The following is a 21,021-nucleotide window of genomic DNA, read 5'->3' as shown; positions in this document are numbered from 1 at the left end:
ACATTTTATTTCGTTTTTTTGAACTTTCTTTTTAGAAGATTCAAAACCCTACTTTATAACGTTAAGTCAGCTACTTTGGCTTAAACCAGTGTAGTTAACTCTTTAAAACAAGCTTCTTGGGTTGCCCCGAAGAAGTGGAGCGCATTATGGCGATTTTTCAGAGCACGTCAACACTTAATTTCAATTAAATATCATAAAGTGAATCGTTTGCCTTTTAATTGTACAACCCTTGCTATGATTGGGTTTATTCTGTTCGATATGCGGTAAATTACGGCAGAAGAATATGCTCTACTAATATCGATTATTCTAGTTACAATTACAATTAGTGTTACCTCTTAAGTGAAAAAGACTATTTAATGTTTGTTTTTGCTAATATGACTACACCAAACCACTATAACTAAAATTTATGCATAAAAATAACTTACGTAGTTACCGTAATATTACTCCTATATTAGGTGAAGACGTCTATGTCGACCAATCGGCTGTACTAGTAGGTGATATTACATTAGACAGCAATTCGAGTATTTGGCCTTTAGTTGCTGCTCGAGGCGATGTAAATACAATTACCATCGGCGCTCGAACCAATATACAAGACGGTACCGTGCTTCATGTCACAAGAAAGAGTACTAATAATCCAGATGGAAATCCGTTAGTAATAGGCGATGATGTAACGGTTGGTCACAAGTGCATGCTGCACGGTTGTATTTTAGGAAATCGTATTCTTGTTGGTATGGGTGCCATTATTATGGACGGCGCTGTTGTTAAAGATGATGTATTTATTGGTGCAGGTAGCTTAGTACCACCGAATAAGGTGCTAGAAAGCGGCTATTTATATGTTGGTAACCCTGTAAAGCAAGTTAGAGAATTAAAAGAGGGTGAATCAAGCTTTCTAAAACAATCAGCAATAAACTATGTTGAATTAAAAGATGAGTACTTAACGGATAATTGTTAGTTCTGCTTTTATCTCATATTGATATGTATTTCATCTCCCTCTGGTTCGTTCTTTTCGAGCCAGAGTTCAGTTACTTCTTCTAAGTCATACTTTAAGCAATTGTCTATTGAAGACAAACTTTTCAGTTGCATTGAATGGAAGAAAATAGTCATTCTTTGGCCTGAAACTTGTCCAGTAAAAGACCAAGCATCATGCTGCTTATTAAAATGTAAATCATCATTAAATAAAATGGCTTGGTTCATTGCTAATTACCTACTATTTTCATCTATTGGTTTAATTCTGCTCTTAAAGACATTAAAACAGGCTCGACATCTGGTCGAATATTATTCCATAAATAAAAACTTTCTGCCGCCTGCCCTACCAACATGCCTAACCCATCAATGATGTTATCAACACGTAATAATTTTGCCTGCTTTAAAAATGCAGTTGATTCTGTACCGTAAACCATATCGTAACAGGTGTCTGCGTTTTTTATAGTTTGGTCTGATATAGGTAAACTTGCACCGGATAAACCGGCAGAAGTAGCATTGATAATAATATCAAAGACCAGATGTTCTGTATCTTCGAAAGTAATAGCACTAACATCGGCTTTGGGGTATTGCTCAGCGATTGCTTCCGCCTTGCTTAATGTTCTATTGGCAATAGTTAGCGACTGCGGAAATTGCTCCAATAATGATTGCACGACTCCTTTAGCCGCACCACCAGCACCAAGCAACAATATCTTACTCGCTTTTAATTGAACATGATGTCTAAGGAGATCATTTACTAGCCCCAAACCATCGGTAGTATCACCATAAATAAGCCCGTTAGAAAATATTAAAGTATTAACAGCACCGGCTAATTTAGCTCTTTCACTAAGCTCATCACACAATGCAAATGCTTGCTCTTTAAATGGCGCAGTTACGTTAGCACCTTTACCTTCATTTGCTATTAACTTTTTTACGGCGATATCAAATTGCTCTAATTCAACTAACTCGCTTTCATAGTTCATCATTAGTGCAGTTTGCACGGCAAACTGTTGGTGAATAGAAGGTGATTTAGATTGAGCTATAGGATTGCCGAAAACGCGAAATTGCTTCATGAGATTATTAACTTGAGTGTTTAGCGGTAGGTTACCGTAGTTATTAAAATATGAACACAAAAAAGCAGTAATTGAATTACTGCTTTTTATATCGATTCTATCTGGCTAAGAATTAAATTAGAACTTGTAGCCTAACATTAATGAGTAAACCATAGGATCTACATTGATATCCGCCTTACCAACGTTATTTCCGCCAACATCAAACGTCGCATCAGCATCAATATCGATATATCGAATAGAAGCATTTAACGACCACTTTTCGTCTAAATGATAATCTGCACCGATTTGTGCAGATAAACCAAATGAGCCATCTAATTCTAAGTTACTTAAGCCTAATGATTTAGGCGCTTCTGCAAATTCTTCATCAAAAAACACCGTATAGTTAATACCAACACCAATATAAGGTTTAAATGCTGAGTTTGTATCAAAGTAATATAGTGCACTTAGTGTTGGTGGTAAGTGTGATACCTCACCTAAGTTTGCACCATCAACGCCAAGAACAGCGTTTTTATCTTGAATAGTAACGTCATGGGTATAAGGTGTTGCTGCTAATAATTCAACAGCCCAATTGCTATTGTAAAAATATACAAAATTTAAACCTAATTGAGTATTGTCATCAACGGTTAATGTCATTGTTGAATCAGCACCCGCTAACATAATGTTAGATTTGCCACTATCTGGTGTAATATTCGTTGCACCGCCACGAACAATAAAATCACCAGCTTGGTTTGCAAGAGCCAGTGGAGATAATGTAAGAGCGGAAAGAATTAATCCATTAATTACTGATGTTTTCATGAGAGCATTACCTTTTGTTATATATAAAGAATATTAGATTTTCAATAAGGTAATTTTACGCCTGCGAAATACTAGAGTAATTGATCTAGCACAAGGTTTGTGAGAAACCGTAAATAAATTGTGGTTTTATATGGTGACTCTACATTAAGGCATCAATTTTTGTGATTAAACGCACAAACAATGTGTTAACAGCGAAGTTTTTCGCTCATTAATCGTTTGTGCGTTATAAAGAGAATAATCTAATTATAATAACCACTCTTGAGGTACAAGATAATCTTGTAACTTTTCTTCAGCACTTCCGGCTTCAGCTTGAAAATTATATTCCCAACGCGCTAATGGTGGCATCGACATCAATATTGACTCTGTTCTCCCACCTGATTGCAAGCCAAATAAAGTACCGCGGTCAAACACTAAATTAAATTCAACATAACGACCACGACGGTATAATTGAAATTGACGATGACTATCAGTAAATGGTGTTTCTTTGCGCTTTGCCATTAAAGGCACGTAGGCATCAATAAAACCTTTACCAACAGCCTGCATGTAGTCAAAACATTTATCAAACTCCCACTTATTAAGGTCATCAAAGAATAAACCACCAACACCACGAGTTTCATTTCTATGCTTTAAGTAGAAATAGTCATCACACCATGCTTTGTGAGCCGGATAAATATCATCGCCAAATGGCTGACAAATATTTTTTGCAGTTTGGTGCCAATGCACAACGTCTTCTTTAAACGGATAAAATGGTGTGAGGTCAAAACCACCACCAAACCACCAAACCGGTTCTTCACCTTCTTTTTCTGCGATAAAAAAGCGTACATTGGCATGAGAAGTTGGAATAAAAGGGTTTTTAGGATGAATAACTAACGACACACCGCAGGCTTGCCACTTTCGACCTGCAAGTTCTGGTCGGTGCGCTGTAGCAGAAGGAGGTAACTTGTCACCAGAAACAACAGAGAAATTAACCCCACCTTGCTCGATAACATTACCATTGGTTAGCACTCGAGTTCTGCCACCGCCACCTTCAGCTCTCTTCCAGTCATCTTCAACAAACTTACCACCACCATCAGCTAGCTCCAGCTCGGAACATATTTGATCTTGTAATGATTTTAAAAATTCAATAACAACGTTAATGTTTATAGTACTCATGAGCGAATAATGTCCCCAGACAGTGCATCGATAATAGTGGAAGGCTGATCAAAGCCTAAAGTTTTACCTTTGATAATAAAATCAATTTTTTCAGAGAGCTCGTTAGGTATGTCTTGCCAAGTATTAGCAGGTGTTTGACCACTTAAATTAGCACTAGTAGATACTATTGGCTTATTAGTGGCGTTACATAGCGCAACAACATCAGGTTGGCTAGTAACCCGCACAGCAATAGTATTAAAGCGCCCAGTTAATAAACGAGATAGCTGTGGCGCTTTTGCGACCAATTGGGTTATACCATCAGGCCAACGAGATAGCACAGTTAAGCGTTTATCTTGTGGTATTTGACTTTCATCCATATAAGGTAATAGTTGAGAATAATTACCTGCCAGTAAAATAAGTCCTTTATCTGCGGAACGTGATTTAATCGACAATAGTTTTTCAATTGCATCATTATTATCAGGATCGCATCCTAAACCAAATACGGCTTCTGTCGGGTAAGCTAAAATACCACCTTGTTGAAATGTTTCTATCGCTGTTGTCATTGAGTTTTATTATCATTGGTTAATAAAAATAATTTGTTGGTGATTATACTTTTTTAAACGAAAAACAACATAATTTGTACAAAAAAACGGTAAGAGTGTATGACTATTACCGTTTTTGTTTAATACTTTAAGATTTATTAAGCTTCAAACAACTCCTTTATCTTTTGTCGTAAGACAAATTTCTGTACTTTTCCGGTTGAAGTCTTAGGTAGCTCACTAAATACAATCGTCTTGGGTACTTTAAAGCCTGCCATGTTTTCTCTACAGTGCTGAATGATTTCTTGCTCAGTTAAGGTGTGTCCACGCTTTACGCCAACAAAAGCACAAGGTGTTTCGCCCCATTTGTCATCTTTTTTCGCAACTACGGCCGCTTCTAAAATAGCTGGATGTTGGTACAACACCCCTTCAACCTCAACAGAAGAAATGTTTTCGCCGCCGGAAATTATAATATCTTTAGAGCGATCTCTAATTTCAATATAGCCATCAGGGTGCTTAACGGCTAAGTCCCCAGAATGAAACCACCCATGAGCAAAGGCTTCATAAGTTGCTTGTTCATTTTTCAAATATCCTTTCATGGTGGTATTGCCACGAAACATTATTTCACCAATAGTTTCGCCGTCAGCACGAACAGGCTCCATGGTATCAGGGTTAAGCACATCAACTTCTTCTTGAGTAGGATAACGAACACCTTGGCGGGCTTTTAACGCTGCCCTTTCATCATCACTACGATCATTCCATTCATCTTTCCATTCACTCACAACGCATGGTCCATACACTTCCGTTAAGCCATAACTTTGAGTAATATCGATCCCTAAATTCTCAATACCTTTAATAACAGCAGCTGGCGGCGGCGCGCCTGCAGTCATGGCTTTTATATTTTTTGGTAATTGCGCAAGCAAACCCTCATCAGCATTTAGGATCATATTTAGCACAATAGGCGCACCACAAAAATGACTGACTTTATGCTCAATCATGGCATTAACAATTGCCCCTACCTCTACTTGCCTCAAACAAACCTGCGTGCCACCCACGGCAACAATAGTCCAAGGAAAGCACCAACCGTTACAATGAAATAAAGGTAACGTCCATAAATAAACAGTTTTGCTATCCGTCGGCCAAATAAAATTGTGACCAATGGCATTTAAATATGCCCCGCGATGCGAATAAACTACGCCTTTAGGGTTACCCGTAGTACCTGAAGTGTAATTCAATGCTAGCGCTTGCCACTCATCATGAATTAACGTGCCTTCAAAGTTTTCATCGCCTTGCGCTAATAACTCTTGATATTCAAGAGTACCAAGTCGCTCACCACCTGGCCCTTCAATATCATCAATATCAATCACTAGAGGTTTACGTTTTGAAATTGCAAGTGCTTGTTTAATCACACCAGAAAATGCAGTGTCAGTCAGTAACACATCGCACTCTCCGTGATCCATTATAAAAGCGATATTTTCAGCATCAAGGCGAATATTAATTGAGTTAAGCACGGCTCCGGTTAATGGCACGCCGTAATGGGCATCAAGAAAAGCAGGAATATTGGCTGCCATAATACTAACGGTTTGTCCGGATTTTACCCCTTGCTTAATAAGGCTGGATGCGAGTCGTCGAACGTTTTTACGGTATTCATCATAGGTTATTTCTTGTTTGCCATGAATTATGGCGATTTTGTCAGGATAAACATCAGCAGTGCGATTTAAAAAATTAATTGGTGTGAGTGGTAGGCTATTAGCTGCAACCTTATCTAAACTTTGGTTATAAATGTTATTCATGACCTTCCTCGCTTATTTTACCGAAATGACTTTGTGGGTCATATTCATTATATTCGGTATTTCAATATGCAAATAATCATACGCGTATATTAAAATTTAAAAATTATCCTTTGGTCTAATACTGTCGACAATAAATAAGATATCTCATAAAAAAAATACTTCAACGCGCTAATAGATAGAAAAATGTAGACAATATAGGGGGGAGTTACTAGCTATAAAAAACAAAAAAGGCGAACCTAAGGTTCGCCTTTAATAAAAATACTTTTAAACAATTAGTTTAATTTAGCTTGCATCGCTTCATCTTTAGCTAATAATTTTTCAGCATTTGAGATACGCTCAGCTTTAACACTGTCAGCAACGCTTTGATCTGCTACACCTAAGATTTGTGCAGCTAAATAACCAGCATTTTTTGCGCCAGCTTTACCAATAGCAACAGTTGCTACTGGAATGCCGCCAGGCATCATAACAGTAGATAATAAAGCATCATGACCTTGTAATGGACCATTGTCTACAGGTACACCAATTACAGGGCGTGTTGTCATGCCTGCAACTGCACCAGCTAAATGTGCAGCTAGCCCAGCAGCACAAATAAATACTTTACAACCACGTTCTTCAGCATCTTTTACGTATGCTTTTGCCGCGTCAGGAGTACGGTGCGCAGAACGAACACGTACTTCATGAGTAATATTGAATTGCTTCAAAATTTCAATAGTGGCTTGCATTACTGGCAGATCAGAATCTGATCCCATTAAAATAGCAACAAATGTTGATGACATATCTACTCTCTTCCAATATTTAAAAAGGTTAAAAAATTAATTAGTAAATTACAATTTGATACACATTGACATTATATGTCATTTCTTTTGTATGCGCATTTCTTTTCTGGGCACATTAAAACAATACCACTGGCCATTTTTCGTTTAACTAAAATACTCCAATGACATTCAGGGCATACATCTTGTATTGGTTGATAATTAACCACATACTTACATTTAGGGTAATCATCACAAGAATAAAATATTTTGCCAAAACGATTGGTTCGCTCAATTAAATCTGCTTTTTGGCATTTAGGACAGATAACGCCAGCATCTTCATGATGATGAGTTTCTTCTATGTGATGACATTCCGGGAAGTTAGTACACCCGATAAACATGCCATAACGACCTTGCTTTACCGCTAACTCGTTTCCACACTCAGGACACTCACTACCAGCTAGAACTTTTTCTTCAACGCGCTCATGTTCAACTACCGGACGAGTGTATTTACAATTTGGATAATTTATACAACCAAAAAAGGCACCAGATTTACCACGCTTAATCATTAATTTCGAACTGCATTCGGGACAAGCTTCAAAAGACTTTTCTAAGGCATGCTCATGGAGAGAAAATAAAGGTTTTTCGGGATTTGACATGATAACTGCACCTAAGAAATTAGATGCATATTATGTCATATATTATAGGGAATAATGTAGTGTAATTTTCGTGCAGCAGTGTAACTAATTAAAGGTCCTCAGTGCAAAGGACCTTCTTGCTCGTCAAAAATTAAATCTTCCATTTGAGAGTAAGCTTTTTCTTTGCCTGGAACATTAAATAGCACCATGAGTACTACCCACTTTAAGTCGTCAATAGAAAAAAACTTGGTGTCTATTTCCATTACCCGGTCAATCACCATTTCACGTGTAGTAAAATCGAGCAAATTAACTTGTTCTAAAAATAATAAAAAACCACGACATTCGACATCAAGTATTTGGCTTTCATCAGCGGTATAAATACGAAACGCCTGGTTACCAACACGCGTTAAATACGGGTAGGCTTCGGTATCTTGTAAGGCAGCAAGTTTTTCTAACCATGCCAATGCTTTATAGATTTCATCTTGGTGAAATCCTGCACGGGTTAATTCATCAGTGAGTAAGTCATGGTCTACCATTACTTCAGCTTCACTATGAATATAGTTTTCAAAAAGGTACATCAATATATCAAACATAACTAGCCCCTCTATAATTTAAGATAGCCTCCGGGAACCGCAGACACCAGACCTCTAAGCTCAAGTACTGTTAATCGGGTTAACACTACATCTATGGGTAGTTTACTTCGAGAAACCACCAAGTCTACAGGAGTGATCTCATATCCCACACTAGCTAACATTGAATCGTTACACAAGTCCTGTTTATCACTTTTTTCAACTGATTTATATTTCGCTTTATCCCCAGATAGCTTTAGGGTATCAAGTGGTAACTCTTGCAGTTCCTCTACTATATCGGCAAGTTCCTCAACAAGTTTAGCGCCTTGTTTAATTAGCCAATGGCAACCTTTGGCTTGCTGATTATATATAGAACTTGGTATAGAAAATACTTCACGATCCTGTTCTAGTGCGCACCGAGCGGTTATTAAAGAACCACTTTTAAGTGAAGCTTCAACAACCAACACACCTAAACTTAGACCACTAATTAGCCGATTACGTTTTGGAAAGTGTCCAGGTTTAGGCGTAACACCGGGTAAAAATTCACTAAGTATAAGACCGTGCTTTTGCAAAATATCTTTTTGTAATTTTTTATGTCTTGCTGGATAAATAATATCTAAACCCGTTGCAACAACACCAATAGTGAAACCACCGACTTGCAATGCCCCTTGGTGAGCGTACGCATCTATCCCCAATGCTAAACCACTGGTAACAGCGAAATGTTGCGCTAATTTCCCTGCGAAATTATGGGCAATTTCTCGCCCCGAGATACTGGCATTACGGCTGCCAACAATTGCAATTTTTGGCAAAGACAATAGCTCAAGATTTCCCAAGCAAAAAAGGATAAGTGGTGGATCATAAATTTTTTTTAGTAACTTAGGGTACTCAGCAGATCCATAGTGAATAATATGACTGTGACAACGGTTACTATCAGCAATAATTTTGTTAATTTTTTGCCAGTTGGGCTGTTGTATTGCAGCAAGTTGCGTTTTAGTTAACCCTGACTGAGATAAATCGGTACTCGCATCAAATAAAACTTCCAGCCCAAACTTCTCGACTAAAACAAGTTTTTTCGGTATCGCTAGCCGAGGAATCAATCCCACAGCCAGCCAATAATGGGCTGCTGTTAAATTTTTTTCATCATTGCATATGACCACTTGCTTCTCCTTAAGAGTGGCTTACGGCGCAGTTACTCCATCAAGCACACGTAATGGTTTTTCTGAGCTAAGAATCAATGCCATGCTGACCTTCTCATAGACTCTAAAAATCATTATTTGGCCAATCGCTTCTGTTGGCATATCGTAATCTGCGTTATTACTACCTATCAGCCTATTCCAACGAGATATATCACTTATCTTCTTAGGTCCCTCATCAGTTTCTACTACTCTTGGGCTTTGTCGAGTAACGGTTAATACATCACCAACTTGCACATTTTGCGCATTACCTCGATTAATCATCACCACATCATATTTAGCGAACCCTCGTAGATTTGTCGCAGAACTAATAATAATACCTGGGGCTGAATTTCCAGCTCGCATCGTAAACGTAGATGGATATTGTTGTTCTTCATTCAAAGGTACAACATAAGCGCCAGAGTGAAGCTCTTGAATAACACCTTCCAAATAAAGCGTACTTGGCTGTTTTTTATTCACATCACCACGTCGTATAGCTTTTCCTGTACCAACAAGCTTTACATTATAGCTTACTGTTTCTGCAGTTTCAGGATCAACAATCGCACTAGCTTTATGATAAAGAGCGTAACTTTGGCCAACAATAAGGTCACTGTTTACATAAACCTTAAAACCACCAAGGCTCGAATTATAGCCTTCATCATTACCAATGATGTAAGGCAACAAATCAAGTTCTTGCGCAGTTTTCACCTGGTCATAGCGAATAAAAGGCGCTATCACATGTAATGGCAGAGTACTCACAGGGTATTGGTCTTTCAATTGCTGGCGAATTTTAGGTGACCATTTTAATTCTGGCTTGTCTTTTACTAACATTGGCAGACCGTTGTCATCAAAAAACAAACGTAATTCATCACCCGGGTAGATTAAATGAGGGTTATTAATATTAGGATTAATACGCCATAATTTCGGCCACAGCCAAGGTTGTTTCAGAAAGACACCCGATATATCCCATAAGGTATCACCTTTCTGGACAATATAAGATTTTGGTGCTTTAGGATTCAAAGTAAGCTCATCAGCCAACAGCGTGACTGAGATAACAAGGCCAACTATTAATAAAAACATTCTGATTAGCATGTTAATCTGCCTATTCTTATAGGTTTTACTCTAAACCACTATGATTAATTTTAATTAATGGCTAAAATTGAAACATAACACTCTATGCGGTATTTCGCGAACCCTTTTATAAATTATGGCTATTTTACCTGTATTACGATTTCCAGACGAAAAATTAAGAACAAAAGCACAACCTATTACTGATGTAAACGATGAAATTCGCAAGATAATCAGTGATATGTTTGAAACTATGTATGCCGAAAATGGCGTCGGTTTAGCGGCAACACAAGTCGATATTCACCAAAGAATTGTGGTGATTGATGTTTCGGAGAACAAAGAGCACCCTTACGTACTAATTAATCCTGAAATCATTAGTAAGAGTGATGAAACATTAATTAACGAAGAGGGCTGCTTATCTGTACCTAGCTGTTACGCAAAAGTTGATCGTAGCGTTAATGTTACCGTAAGGGCACTTGATGAAAATGGTAAGGAGTTCACATTGGATGGCGAAGAGTTACTCGCTATTTGTATTCAGCATGAACTTGACCATTTAAATGGCATTTTATTTGTTGATTATTTATCACCACTTAAACGCCAACGAATCAAAACTAAACTGGAAAAAGAAGCGCGCTTAGATAAAGCCAACGCCTAATAACCCAACAAACATATGTCCAACTTGCATTCAGGAACTGCCCTTGTCCAACGCTTTAGCTAAACCATTAAATATCATCTTTGCTGGTACACCCGATTTTGCTGCCCAACATTTAGCGGCATTAATTCAATCTGAGCATAATATTGTCGCGGTTTACTGCCCACCAGATAAACCCGCTGGTCGTGGTAAAAAGTTAACCGCCTGCGCAACAAAATTATTAGCGTTAGAGCACAATATTGCTGTTGAGCAACCTGAAAACTTTAAAGCGCCAGAAACCCATACTACGCTTGCCGGTTATCAAGCCGATGTTATGGTTGTGGTCGCTTATGGTTTATTATTACCTACAGTAATTTTAGAAACACCAAGGCTAGGTTGTATTAATGTTCACGGTTCTATTTTACCTAAATGGCGTGGTGCAGCACCTATTCAACGCGCATTAGAAGCAGGCGATCCGCAAACTGGCGTCACCATAATGCAAATGGATAAAGGCCTAGACACTGGCGATATGATATTAACCTCTACTTGTGACATTACTTTGCAAGATACCAGCGCAAGTTTATATGAAAAGCTTGCTAAACTTGGTCCTGTGGCGCTATTAGACACACTCACATTAATGGCTGATGGCTCTTATACACGAGAACCACAAGACAATAACCTTGCAACACATGCCGCTAAACTTGATAAAGCTGATGCTGAGTTAAATTGGCACTTATCTGCTGATGTGCTTGATCGTAGAGTTAGAGCATATATTCCTTGGCCTGTGACCCAGTTCACTTTTAACGAAAACAGCAAGCAGCATCGTATTCGTGTTTGGCAAGCTAGTGCAATTAGCATTGAACATAGTCAGCCAGTGGGCAATATTATCAACGCTGATAAACAAGGTATTGTAGTAGCAACCAGTGATGGTGCTCTGCGCCTTGAAGTTATCCAGCTCCCTGGAAAAAAAGCACTCGCAGTGGCCGATATACTCAATGGTAAAGCCCAGTGGTTTGCTCCAGGTTTATCGATCAACGGTTCAGCTTCCCTTACTGCAACTCAACAAGAGCAGAATTAATTATGGCTGTAAATCTTAGAGCGTTAGCAGCACGATGTACTTTTGCCGTTGTCGATAAAGGTCGAAGCTTAGCTGATGAATTACCACAGCAACTAGCAAAAGTTGAAGGTAAAGATAAAGGGCTACTACAAGAACTTTGTTACGGCGTGTTAAGGCACTTACCCGAGCTAGAATATGATGTCCGTGAATTTATTAAAAAGCCATTAACGGGTAAACAGCGTGTTAGCCATTTCTTAATGCTAGTGGGCGTCTACCAAATTAAATACACCCGTATACCGGATCATGCCGCCTTTAATGAAACCGTTTCTGCCTGCAAACCTTTAAAATGTGATCATTTAAAAGGCTTAATTAATGGTGTATTAAGAAACCTCCAGCGCCAGCAAGCGGCTAAAGAAAGTGAAGGTTCAGAAGTATCACCAACTGAGTTACCTGACGCAATCGCTTTTAATCACCCATCGTGGTTCATTAAAAAAGTTCAACTCGCTTATCCTGAAAAATGGCAAGATGTATTAAATGCCAATATGCAACGACCACCAATGTGGCTGCGTGTAAATCAGCTTCATCATAATATTGATGAGTATTTAGCCTTATTAGCTAACGAAAATATTGAGTTTTTATTGGTTGATGCAAAGTCTGGCGCGATTCAATTAAGTGAAGCAATTGACGTTAATAAACTACCAGGCTTTCAACAAGGCTGGGTATCAATACAAGATGGTGCGGCGCAACAAGCCGCCCGTTTATTGGATTGTCAACCAAACGATAATGTACTTGATTGCTGTGCGGCACCCGGCGGAAAAACCTGCCATATTCTCGAATATAGTCCAAAAATAAAAGCAATGACGGCAATCGATATTGAAGCCTCAAGACTTGAACGAGTAGAAGAAAACCTACAACGCTTAAACCTAACCGCAAAAGTTATTGCTGCTGATGCAGCCGCGCCTGCTGAAAAGTGGTGGGACGGTGAATTATTTGACCGAATTTTACTAGATGCACCATGCTCAGGTACTGGTGTAATACGTCGCCACCCCGATATTAAATGGTTACGTAAAGGGCAAGACATTGCTGCTTTGGGTGAATTACAGCAAGATATATTGAAAAACATATGGTCTTTGTTAAAACCCGGTGGTACTTTGCTTTATGCAACATGCAGTATTTTACCAGAAGAAAACAGCCAACAAGTTCAGCACTTTATAGAGAAAAATAGTGATGCAGAGCTAGTAGGCATTACTGACAATGCCACAGATATTGGTTGGCAAATACTGCCAAATAACAATTCTATGGATGGTTTCTATTACGCCAAACTCGTTAAAAAACACTAAAATAAGCAATAATAAAAGCAACTATAAATGAAAATAATAATTATTGGTGCCGGACAAGTTGGCGGAACATTAGCGGAAAACCTTGTTGGCGAACAAAATGACATCACTCTGATAGACACTAACAGTGAAACGCTGCGTGAATTGCAAGATAAGATGGATTTACAGGTTGTTACTGGCCAAGGTTCACATCCTGATGTGCTTAAGCAAGCTGGCGCTGAAGATGCTGAACTTGTTATTGCAGTCACTAGCGATGATGCAACAAACATGATTGCTTGCCAAATTTGTTATTCTTTATTTAACACGGCCAATAAAATTGCTCGTATTCGTTCGGGCAAAATTCTTAAATATCAAAAAGAACTTTTTCAGAATAAAAATATTCCGGTTGATCATGTTATTGCTCCTGAGCAGTTGGTTACTCGTGATATTGCTCGACTCATTGACTACCCTGGCGCACTACAAGTATTAGAATTCGCCAAAGGTAAGGTAAGTTTAGTTGCTGTTAAGGCTTATTATGGTGGTTTATTGGTCGGTCATGCCCTTTCAACTCTACGTGAACATATTCCGAATATTGATACCCGGGTTGCGGCTATTTATCGTAACGGTAAACCAATTCGCCCGTTAGGCACGACAGTAATTGAAGCGGATGATGAAGTGTTTTTTATTGCCGCTAGTATTCATATTCGCGCAGTAATGAATGAACTACAAAAATTAGAAGCGCCTTATCAAAAAATTATGATCGCCGGCGGCGGGAACATTGGGGCAGGCTTAGCGCGTATATTAGAGAAAAATCATCAAGTTAAATTAATTGAACATTCTGCTAAACGCGCGGCTTATTTAGCGTCCGAATTAAACGATACTTTAGTCTTTACTGGCGACTCTTCCGACCAAGAATTATTAATGGAAGAACATATTGATCAGTTTGATGTTTTTATTGCCGTCACTAATGATGATGAAGCCAATATCATGTCTTCGTTATTAGCAAAACGTTTAGGCGTGCGTAAGGCTATGGTGCTAATTCAGCGTAGTGCTTATATAGACTTAGTCCATGGTAGTAATATAGATATTGCGGTATCTCCGCAGCACGCGACTATTTCGGCATTATTAACCCACGTACGCCGTGGTAACATTGATAATGTTTATAGCTTGCGTGGTGGAGCTGCTGAAGCGATTGAAATAGTGGCAAAAGGTGATGATAAGTCATCAAAAGTAATAGGTAAAAATATTCAGCAAATTAAGCTGCCACCTGGTACAACTATTGGGGCAATCGTACGTGATGAAGAAGTGCTTATTGCTCACTCAAATACTAAGATTCAAGCAGAAGACCATGTCGTGCTATTTTTAGTTAATAAACGCTACATTAATGACGTTGAAACTTTATTCCAACTCGACCCATTAGCCTTTTTCTAATCAGCTAATGGCTCGGATCACATGAATAGTAAACTAAGTTCGCCAAAATGCTGGTGTAAATAGCACCAGCAAAGTGAAAATTTCTAAACGTCCAAATAACATCGCAACGACCAACACCCACTTACTAAAGTCATTTATTTCAGCAAAATTGGCTGCCACCTGCCCTAAACCTGGACCTAAGTTATTCAAACATGCCGCTACTGCTGTAAACGCTGAAATATCTTCCATGCCTGCCGCAAGTAACAACAGCATACAAATAACAAATACTGCCGCATAAGCAGAAAAGAAACCCCAAATAGCTTCAACCACACGATTAGGTAAAGCCTTCTTACCTAACTTAATAGTAAACACCGCTTTTGGATGAACTAATTTATTTAACTCTCGAACACCTTGTAAGTAGAGTAGTAGTACGCGAATAACTTTCATACCGCCACCGGTACTTCCAGCACAACCGCCAATAAAACTAGAAAATATTAATAGTATGGGTAGCAACGTTGGCCAGCCAGAAAACCCGACTTCACCTGAAGAAGATGCAGAAAAACCAGCAGTAGTACTAATAGAAACGGCGTGAAAAATTGCTTGTTCAAAATTATCAAAACCTGACTGATAAACATTAAAACTCATCAGTACCGTAAAACAAATTAACGTCAATATTAGCTGTATACCTAAAAAGGCCTTAAATTCTGAATCATAAAAGTAGCTTCGTAAAGAGCGGCTATTAACCACAGCAAAGTGCAATGCAAAATTAACCCCTGCAATCAGTAAGAAGAATACGCAAATAAAGTTAATTAAAGGGCTGTCAAAATACCCCATACTCAAATCATGAGTAGAGAAACCGCCAATAGCGATAGTTGAAAAAGAATGGCATATGGCATCAAATAAATTCATTCCTGCTGCCCAGTAACTTAAAGCGCAGGAGATAGTTAATGTCACGTAAATTAACCATAAATGTTTCGCGGTATCAGCAATACGCGGCGTCATTTTTGAGTCTTTTACAGGACCAGGCGTTTCAGCACGATATAACTGCATACCACCAATACCTAGCATTGGTAATATAGCTACAGCAAGTACGATAATCCCCATACCACCAAGCCACTGTAATTGCTGGCGATACCAAAGTACGGCATGAGGTAAACCATCAATTTGGGTTAATATCGTTGCGCCCGTGGTGGTTAGGCCAGAAAATGATTCAAAGAAGGCATCAGCAACGGATAAATTAGGTTCATCAAGTAACAACAAAGGAACAGCGGAGAAACTTGCCAATACTGTCCAGAATAAGACAACAATTAAGAAGCCCTCTCTTGCTCTTAAATCGCCCTTTTCTGCTCTATTGGGGTACCACGACAATAAGCCAGCAAATAAACAAAACAAAAACGCCATAAGAAATGAAACACCACCACCATCACGATAGATCAGAGAGATAAGTGCGGGCGGGAGCATAGTAACGCTGAGAAGCGCAACTAATAGTCCTAGTATTCGGATAATATTTTTAATTTGCACGGCAGTTAACTTTTTTGAGTTATTAGTTAGTTAATGGGTTTGCAGTTATTGCTTGTAATTGTAATTGTCCTGAAGACAATGTTTGCAGATGCTGTTGAAAATCTTTTAATTTTTCTTCAGGTAATGCAAGCGTTAGTAGCACATTTTCATTGTAGTCTTGCTGTATAACTTCTCCACCTATCTGCTGGAGAAAGTATAAAACATCATTCATTTGTGTATATTGACACGCTAAAGTTTTGCGCACCATAGGAATTTTAAGTTTTGTTGTCAAAAGCGTCAACGCTTGCCTAACACTACCACCATAAGCACGCTGTAAGCCTCCAGGCCCCAACTTTGTACCACCAAAGTAACGAACAACAACAGCACAAACTTCACCAACATCACTTCCCATCAGCATGGTTAGCATCGGTTTTCCAGCGGTACCTGAAGGCTCACCGTCATCTGAAAAGCCATACAACTGACTGTTCTCAGAACGACCAGCAATAAAAGCATAACAATGGTGGTTTGCCTGAGGATGTAAAACCTGTAGTTCTTTAATGAAGGCCTTAGCGTCTGCAGCACTTGAGCAAGGCTTTAAATAACAAATAAAACGGCTGCGAGTTACTATCGTTTCATCGATAACCTCTTCAGCCGCTATTAGGTATGGTGTAGACAAAATATACGCTTAATCTAACTCTAGTTCTCGGGTCATATTCTCGTTATGTGACTGGTGCACGATAATATTATCTTCAATACGAATACCACCGAACGGGCGCATTGCATCAACATTTTGCCAATTCACCATTTCACTATGCTCAGACTGCTTTAAGTCAGCTAGCAATGAATCAATAAAGTACAAACCTGGCTCAATGGTAAATACTTGAGTTGCTTCAACAACACGTGATGTTCTTAAAAAGGCATGTTGCTCAGGTGTATTAACATGAGTGCCACGTTCATCAGCCATAAAACCGCCAACATCATGAACTTGTAGCCCCAAGTGATGACCTAAACCGTGTGGAAAGAATGTTGAAATAATACCGCTCTCTACTGCTGTATCAACATCAACGTTAATAAAGTTAAACTCACGTAAAACATTGCCAATATCTCGGTATGTCGCTACGTGTAAATCGACATAACTTACTCCTGGCTTTAAACCTTCTACGGCTTTTAACATTAACTCGTCCATACGAGCAATTAACTCAGCAAAACGATCACGTTTAAACGAGTATGTTCGAGTAATATCAGACGCGTAACCATGAAAGTTAGCACCTGCATCTAATAGAAATGAACGATGTGCTTGCGGTACACCGCGATCTAAAGCGGTGTAATGTAATATCGAGGTATTTTCATTTAAGGCTACAATGTTGCCGTATGGCGTTTCGCTTTCTACATGTTGCGTCGCTTTAAGGTACGCCTGTTGAATATCGTACTCTGATGCACCATCAAAAAAGGCTGTTTTTGCTGCTTTGTGACCATTTACCGCAATGGAATTCGACTTACGCATGCACTCATGCTCATAAGGTGTTTTATAAGCACGATGAAAGTGTAAATAATTAATTAATGCCTCAGGATTAATTTGCTCAAAACCTAGTGCTTTGGCAACTTCAATATGAGCTCCAATATAAGCGAAGCCTTTCTTATCGTATGGTAGTAACTTATCAACTTCGCTAGCTTTAGCCAGTATTTTAATATCAAAGAAATCGTTCCAGTAGCTAACTTCTAACTCAATAACTTTATGCCAAAAATCAACTGGTTGATAATAAATCAAAGTAGGTTTATCACTACCATTCACGATTAACCAGCAATTAGGCACATCAACCAAAGGCAACCAAGCTTTAAAGTGTGGGTTTACGCGAAATGGGTAACTGTTATCATCTAAAAATGCTTTGATTTCTTGACCTGAATGAATCACCAAGCCATCAAGGTTATCTCGTGATAAAGCGGCTTGCATGCGTTTTTGTAGCTCAATTGCATGAGCTGGATATAGCTTAGCTAATGTATTCATCTAATTTATCTCTGTATTTCGATTGGATTAGTATACCAAACGCCATAACCTAATACACATTTATGCCAGCTATTAATTGCTAATATCCATCGCAATAATGTTGTCAAATAATGACTCTTTTGAACCTACCTTTTGCTGGTATATTTGTTGATATGCTAAGACGCTTTTCACATATTCACGGGTTTCTTTAAATGGAATGGTTTCAATCCAAACATCGGCTGGTAATGGCTTACTGCCTTTCAACCAGCTTTTAACTCGATACGGTCCAGCATTATATGCTGCTGTAGCTAACACCTGATTTCCATCATGACGGTCGAGTAGATTGCGTAAATATTTAGTGCCTAACTTAATATTCTTTTTCGCATTAAGTAGATCTCTTGTCGGTACTTTCTTTCGTGCTAACTGTTTAGCGGTACCGGGCATAACTTGCATTAAACCTTTAGCCCCGACAGGTGAATTAGCATCAGGCATAAAAGAGCTTTCTCTGCGAGCGATAGCAAATGCCCAAGCGGGGTTTATCTTTTGCTTATCTGAATAGCGCTTAATTTCTTTTTCAAAACCTAACGGAAAACGCAGATCTACGTCATCAAGATAGCCTTCTTGTGCTAAAGTAAAAATAGCCCTGTCATACCACCCTAATTCGTTAGCAATTTTTGAAGCGACTAACTTATCGCGCTTATTTAATTTTGATAACCAATAATTCCACTCTTTACGTGCATGATGAAAGCGCCCTATCGCAAAAAGCTCAAAAGCCCTCTTTGCTGCTGGATTTTTAAGAAGAAATGCCCGCTCCTCAGCGCTTACCTCTAAAGGCTTATTTTGGAAGTTAGCCGGTTTATTTAAATAACTAGCCGCCAAGAAACCATAATAATGACGACTTTGAGCAAGTTCGCCTAGCCATTTGTTCCCAGCGTCTAACTCACCTGTTGCTAGTAAACTACGGCTATACCAATAGCGCCATTGTAAACTTTCTTGTGTTGATGTTGGCAGTTTTAATAACTTTTCTTTAATATCTGGCCAATTTTGTTCTCGTAGTGCATTGGTTATATACCATTGTGTTAAGCCCCGACTAAATAACTTTTCATCAACTTGCTCCAACCAATTATGAGCTTGACCATGATTCTTACTTGCCAATGCAACCGCAAATTTCAAAGTAATTTGTTGATGTTGTAGCTCGGTAAATGGCAATAAGCTTTTCGCTATCTTATAAATTTTAAGCGCTTGTTTTGGCGAGCGCCAAATTAACCGCTTAAGGCCATAAGTTACAATACGAGCTGCTTTTTCAGATTTATTTTTAAATTTAGATAAGTTTTTAATATACGAAGGGTCTCGACGAACTTTATGCCATAACGTCGCAAGATATTGTTCATTCTGAGGCAATAATTTGGTCAGGTATGGAATTAAAGTATGTTTACCACCATCAGCAGCTAACGCTATACGTTGCCAAATAAAGTCTTTGGTTCTATATCCTGCTTGCTGCCATTGTTTGAATAATGGGTCACAAACTTTCGGCTGTGATTTTCCCACCAACCAAAGCTTTGATATCTTAGGTAAAACCTTTAACGGAGAAACTCCTGTTTGTAATTGAAAGCGATAGTACTGACAAGTTAGCCCAACATTACTAGTGGCTTTAAAGTAGTTTTGGAATAACAAAGGCTTTTTACGTTTTGCTAAATAATTTAGCCACTTTTTGCGTAATGGCCAATCTAAGGGACTACTTTCATATTTTTTGAGAAAGTCACCAATTTCAGTCGCCGACGATAACTTCATTTTCGTCATCAAACGTTTTTGGTCTAAATATGGTTGTAATGGATAATAATGCAACTGATTATACAAATTTTGATATGTTGCCGAGCTAGCGTTCCAAACCTGCTTTTCCGCTTGCAAGAATTTTTTTCGCTGCACGCTTTCATCACTTGCTTGAGATATTGAGCTAGTAAATAAGCAACTGAGTAAAACAGCTTTAATGTATCCGGTTAAACTAGGAAAATGAATATGTGGCATTGAGAGACCTTGGGAAAAATGCATTATTCAATTATTCACTCCTAAGGTGACAAAGCAAGTTTAATCAAAGCTATTATCGACTTAATTGTAAAAATAATGAGAAATATTGATATTAATTAGCGCTCAAACGATGAATATTGAAAAAGCAGCTAATTACAGTTGCTTCATAATAATTTATAGCTAAAATTGGCGCATTACTTTTAACCCGTATTATCAAACGAATAATTAACTTATTTATTTGGGTAAATTAATTAAATTGGAATAAAGTAAACTATGAATAATGCATTATTACCTAAAACAGACCATCAACTTGATGCTTTGGGATTACGCTGCCCAGAACCCGTGATGATGTTGCGTCAGAAAATACGTAAAATTGATACTGGCGAAACCCTTCTCGTTACTGCTGATGATCCATCTACCGCTCGCGATATTCCAAGCTTTTGTCGTTTTATGGAACATCAGCTAGTGAAGCAACAAACAGATGAGTTACCTTTTCAATACGTTATTAAAAAAGGTTTGTAGCTTGTTATAAGCCGCAAGCGCTGAAGCGTTATAAGGTCGTTAATATTATGCTTCAGTTATAAAAAAAGGAATGCGCAGTGCATTCC

At 38.5% G+C, this 21,021-nt stretch carries 21 protein-coding genes; 6 read left to right on the top strand and 15 right to left on the bottom strand.

The window, feature by feature from the left end; genetic code table 11:
* The first annotated feature begins 406 nt into the window (after positions 1-406).
* Positions 407-952 carry a gamma carbonic anhydrase family protein gene (locus B7C41_RS17690; protein ID WP_085300275.1) on the top strand — a complete coding sequence of 182 codons (546 nt, stop codon included), beginning with the start codon at positions 407-409 and terminating at the stop codon, positions 950-952.
* An 8-nt stretch (positions 953-960) separates the two neighbouring features.
* On the opposite strand, the gene B7C41_RS17685 is transcribed toward B7C41_RS17690, so the two are convergent.
* From B7C41_RS17685 to B7C41_RS17635, 11 genes are all read right to left on the bottom strand, one after another.
* Positions 961-1,194, bottom strand: coding sequence for a hypothetical protein (locus B7C41_RS17685; RefSeq protein WP_085300274.1), 234 nt, complete (start codon positions 1,192-1,194; stop codon positions 961-963).
* A gap of 23 nt (positions 1,195-1,217) precedes the next feature.
* Positions 1,218-2,033 carry a shikimate dehydrogenase gene (gene aroE, locus B7C41_RS17680; RefSeq protein ID WP_085300273.1) on the bottom strand — a complete coding sequence of 272 codons (816 nt, stop codon included), beginning with the start codon at positions 2,031-2,033 and terminating at the stop codon, positions 1,218-1,220.
* Between the two features lie 117 nt (positions 2,034-2,150).
* Positions 2,151-2,828 (bottom strand): OmpW/AlkL family protein, encoded by a 678-nt coding sequence (locus tag B7C41_RS17675; protein WP_085300272.1) that lies wholly within the window; start codon positions 2,826-2,828, stop codon positions 2,151-2,153.
* 243 nt (positions 2,829-3,071) lie between these two features.
* On the bottom strand, positions 3,072-3,980 hold the full coding sequence (gene hemF / locus B7C41_RS17670; protein WP_085300271.1) for an oxygen-dependent coproporphyrinogen oxidase: 909 nt from the start codon (positions 3,978-3,980) through the stop codon (positions 3,072-3,074).
* The gene (locus B7C41_RS17665) at positions 3,977-4,522 is read right to left on the bottom strand and encodes an L-threonylcarbamoyladenylate synthase (protein WP_085300270.1); all 546 of its coding nucleotides are present in this window, start codon (positions 4,520-4,522) and stop codon (positions 3,977-3,979) included. Before B7C41_RS17665 ends, hemF begins: the two co-directional genes overlap by 4 nt.
* Positions 4,523-4,659: 137 nt before the next feature.
* A complete protein-coding gene (locus B7C41_RS17660; RefSeq protein WP_085300269.1) occupies positions 4,660-6,291 on the bottom strand; it encodes an acyl-CoA synthetase in 1,632 nt (543 codons plus the stop codon).
* A gap of 272 nt (positions 6,292-6,563) precedes the next feature.
* Entirely contained in the window at positions 6,564-7,067 is a 504-nt protein-coding gene (purE, locus tag B7C41_RS17655; RefSeq protein ID WP_085300268.1) for a 5-(carboxyamino)imidazole ribonucleotide mutase, read from the bottom strand.
* Between the two features lie 71 nt (positions 7,068-7,138).
* Positions 7,139-7,702: a DNA topoisomerase family protein gene (locus tag B7C41_RS17650; RefSeq protein ID WP_085300267.1), complete on the bottom strand. Its 564-nt coding sequence runs from the start codon at positions 7,700-7,702 to the stop codon at positions 7,139-7,141.
* Positions 7,703-7,800: 98 nt separating this feature from the next.
* Positions 7,801-8,274, bottom strand: a complete 474-nt coding sequence (locus B7C41_RS17645; RefSeq protein WP_085300266.1) for a DUF494 family protein — start codon at positions 8,272-8,274, stop codon at positions 7,801-7,803.
* A gap of 11 nt (positions 8,275-8,285) precedes the next feature.
* On the bottom strand, positions 8,286-9,407 hold the full coding sequence (gene dprA / locus B7C41_RS17640) for a DNA-processing protein DprA (RefSeq protein ID WP_085300265.1): 1,122 nt from the start codon (positions 9,405-9,407) through the stop codon (positions 8,286-8,288).
* A gap of 21 nt (positions 9,408-9,428) precedes the next feature.
* Positions 9,429-10,502, bottom strand: a complete 1,074-nt coding sequence (locus B7C41_RS17635; protein WP_235839768.1) for a LysM peptidoglycan-binding domain-containing protein — start codon at positions 10,500-10,502, stop codon at positions 9,429-9,431.
* Positions 10,503-10,629: 127 nt separating this feature from the next.
* On the opposite strand from B7C41_RS17635, the gene def reads away from it, so the two are divergent.
* From def to trkA, 4 genes are read left to right on the top strand one after another with little or no spacing between them, the layout of a single operon-like run.
* Positions 10,630-11,145 (top strand): peptide deformylase, encoded by a 516-nt coding sequence (gene def / locus B7C41_RS17630; RefSeq protein ID WP_085300263.1) that lies wholly within the window; start codon positions 10,630-10,632, stop codon positions 11,143-11,145.
* Between the two features lie 43 nt (positions 11,146-11,188).
* Positions 11,189-12,199, top strand: a complete 1,011-nt coding sequence (gene fmt / locus B7C41_RS17625; protein ID WP_085300262.1) for a methionyl-tRNA formyltransferase — start codon at positions 11,189-11,191, stop codon at positions 12,197-12,199.
* Positions 12,200-12,201: 2 nt separating this feature from the next.
* Positions 12,202-13,518, top strand: coding sequence for a 16S rRNA (cytosine(967)-C(5))-methyltransferase RsmB (gene rsmB / locus B7C41_RS17620; RefSeq protein ID WP_085300261.1), 1,317 nt, complete (start codon positions 12,202-12,204; stop codon positions 13,516-13,518).
* 27 nt (positions 13,519-13,545) lie between these two features.
* A complete protein-coding gene (trkA, locus tag B7C41_RS17615) occupies positions 13,546-14,925 on the top strand; it encodes a Trk system potassium transporter TrkA (protein WP_085300260.1) in 1,380 nt (459 codons plus the stop codon).
* 33 nt (positions 14,926-14,958) lie between these two features.
* Here the strand turns inward: trkA and B7C41_RS17610 are convergent, their stop codons facing one another.
* The 4 genes from B7C41_RS17610 to B7C41_RS17595 all read right to left on the bottom strand — a co-directional run bounded on the left by B7C41_RS17610 (position 14,959) and on the right by B7C41_RS17595 (position 20,413).
* Positions 14,959-16,425, bottom strand: a complete 1,467-nt coding sequence (locus B7C41_RS17610; protein ID WP_085300259.1) for a TrkH family potassium uptake protein — start codon at positions 16,423-16,425, stop codon at positions 14,959-14,961.
* 22 nt (positions 16,426-16,447) lie between these two features.
* Positions 16,448-17,080, bottom strand: a complete 633-nt coding sequence (locus B7C41_RS17605; protein ID WP_085300258.1) for a YigZ family protein — start codon at positions 17,078-17,080, stop codon at positions 16,448-16,450.
* 9 nt (positions 17,081-17,089) lie between these two features.
* Positions 17,090-18,409, bottom strand: a complete 1,320-nt coding sequence (gene pepQ, locus B7C41_RS17600) for a Xaa-Pro dipeptidase (protein WP_085300257.1) — start codon at positions 18,407-18,409, stop codon at positions 17,090-17,092.
* A gap of 72 nt (positions 18,410-18,481) precedes the next feature.
* A complete protein-coding gene (locus tag B7C41_RS17595) occupies positions 18,482-20,413 on the bottom strand; it encodes a transglycosylase SLT domain-containing protein (protein WP_085300256.1) in 1,932 nt (643 codons plus the stop codon).
* 273 nt (positions 20,414-20,686) lie between these two features.
* Here B7C41_RS17595 and tusA point away from each other — a divergent pair, with 273 nt between their 5' ends.
* Complete coding sequence (gene tusA / locus B7C41_RS17590; protein WP_085300255.1) at positions 20,687-20,935, top strand: sulfurtransferase TusA; 249 nt, start codon at positions 20,687-20,689, stop codon at positions 20,933-20,935.
* Positions 20,936-21,021 lie beyond the last annotated feature (86 nt).

Source organism: Cognaticolwellia mytili (genome assembly GCF_002104475.1).
Classification (GTDB): domain Bacteria; phylum Pseudomonadota; class Gammaproteobacteria; order Enterobacterales; family Alteromonadaceae; genus Cognaticolwellia; species Cognaticolwellia mytili.
The sequence above is the reverse complement of the archived record's forward strand: the minus strand, read 5'-3'. Positions and strand labels throughout refer to the sequence as shown.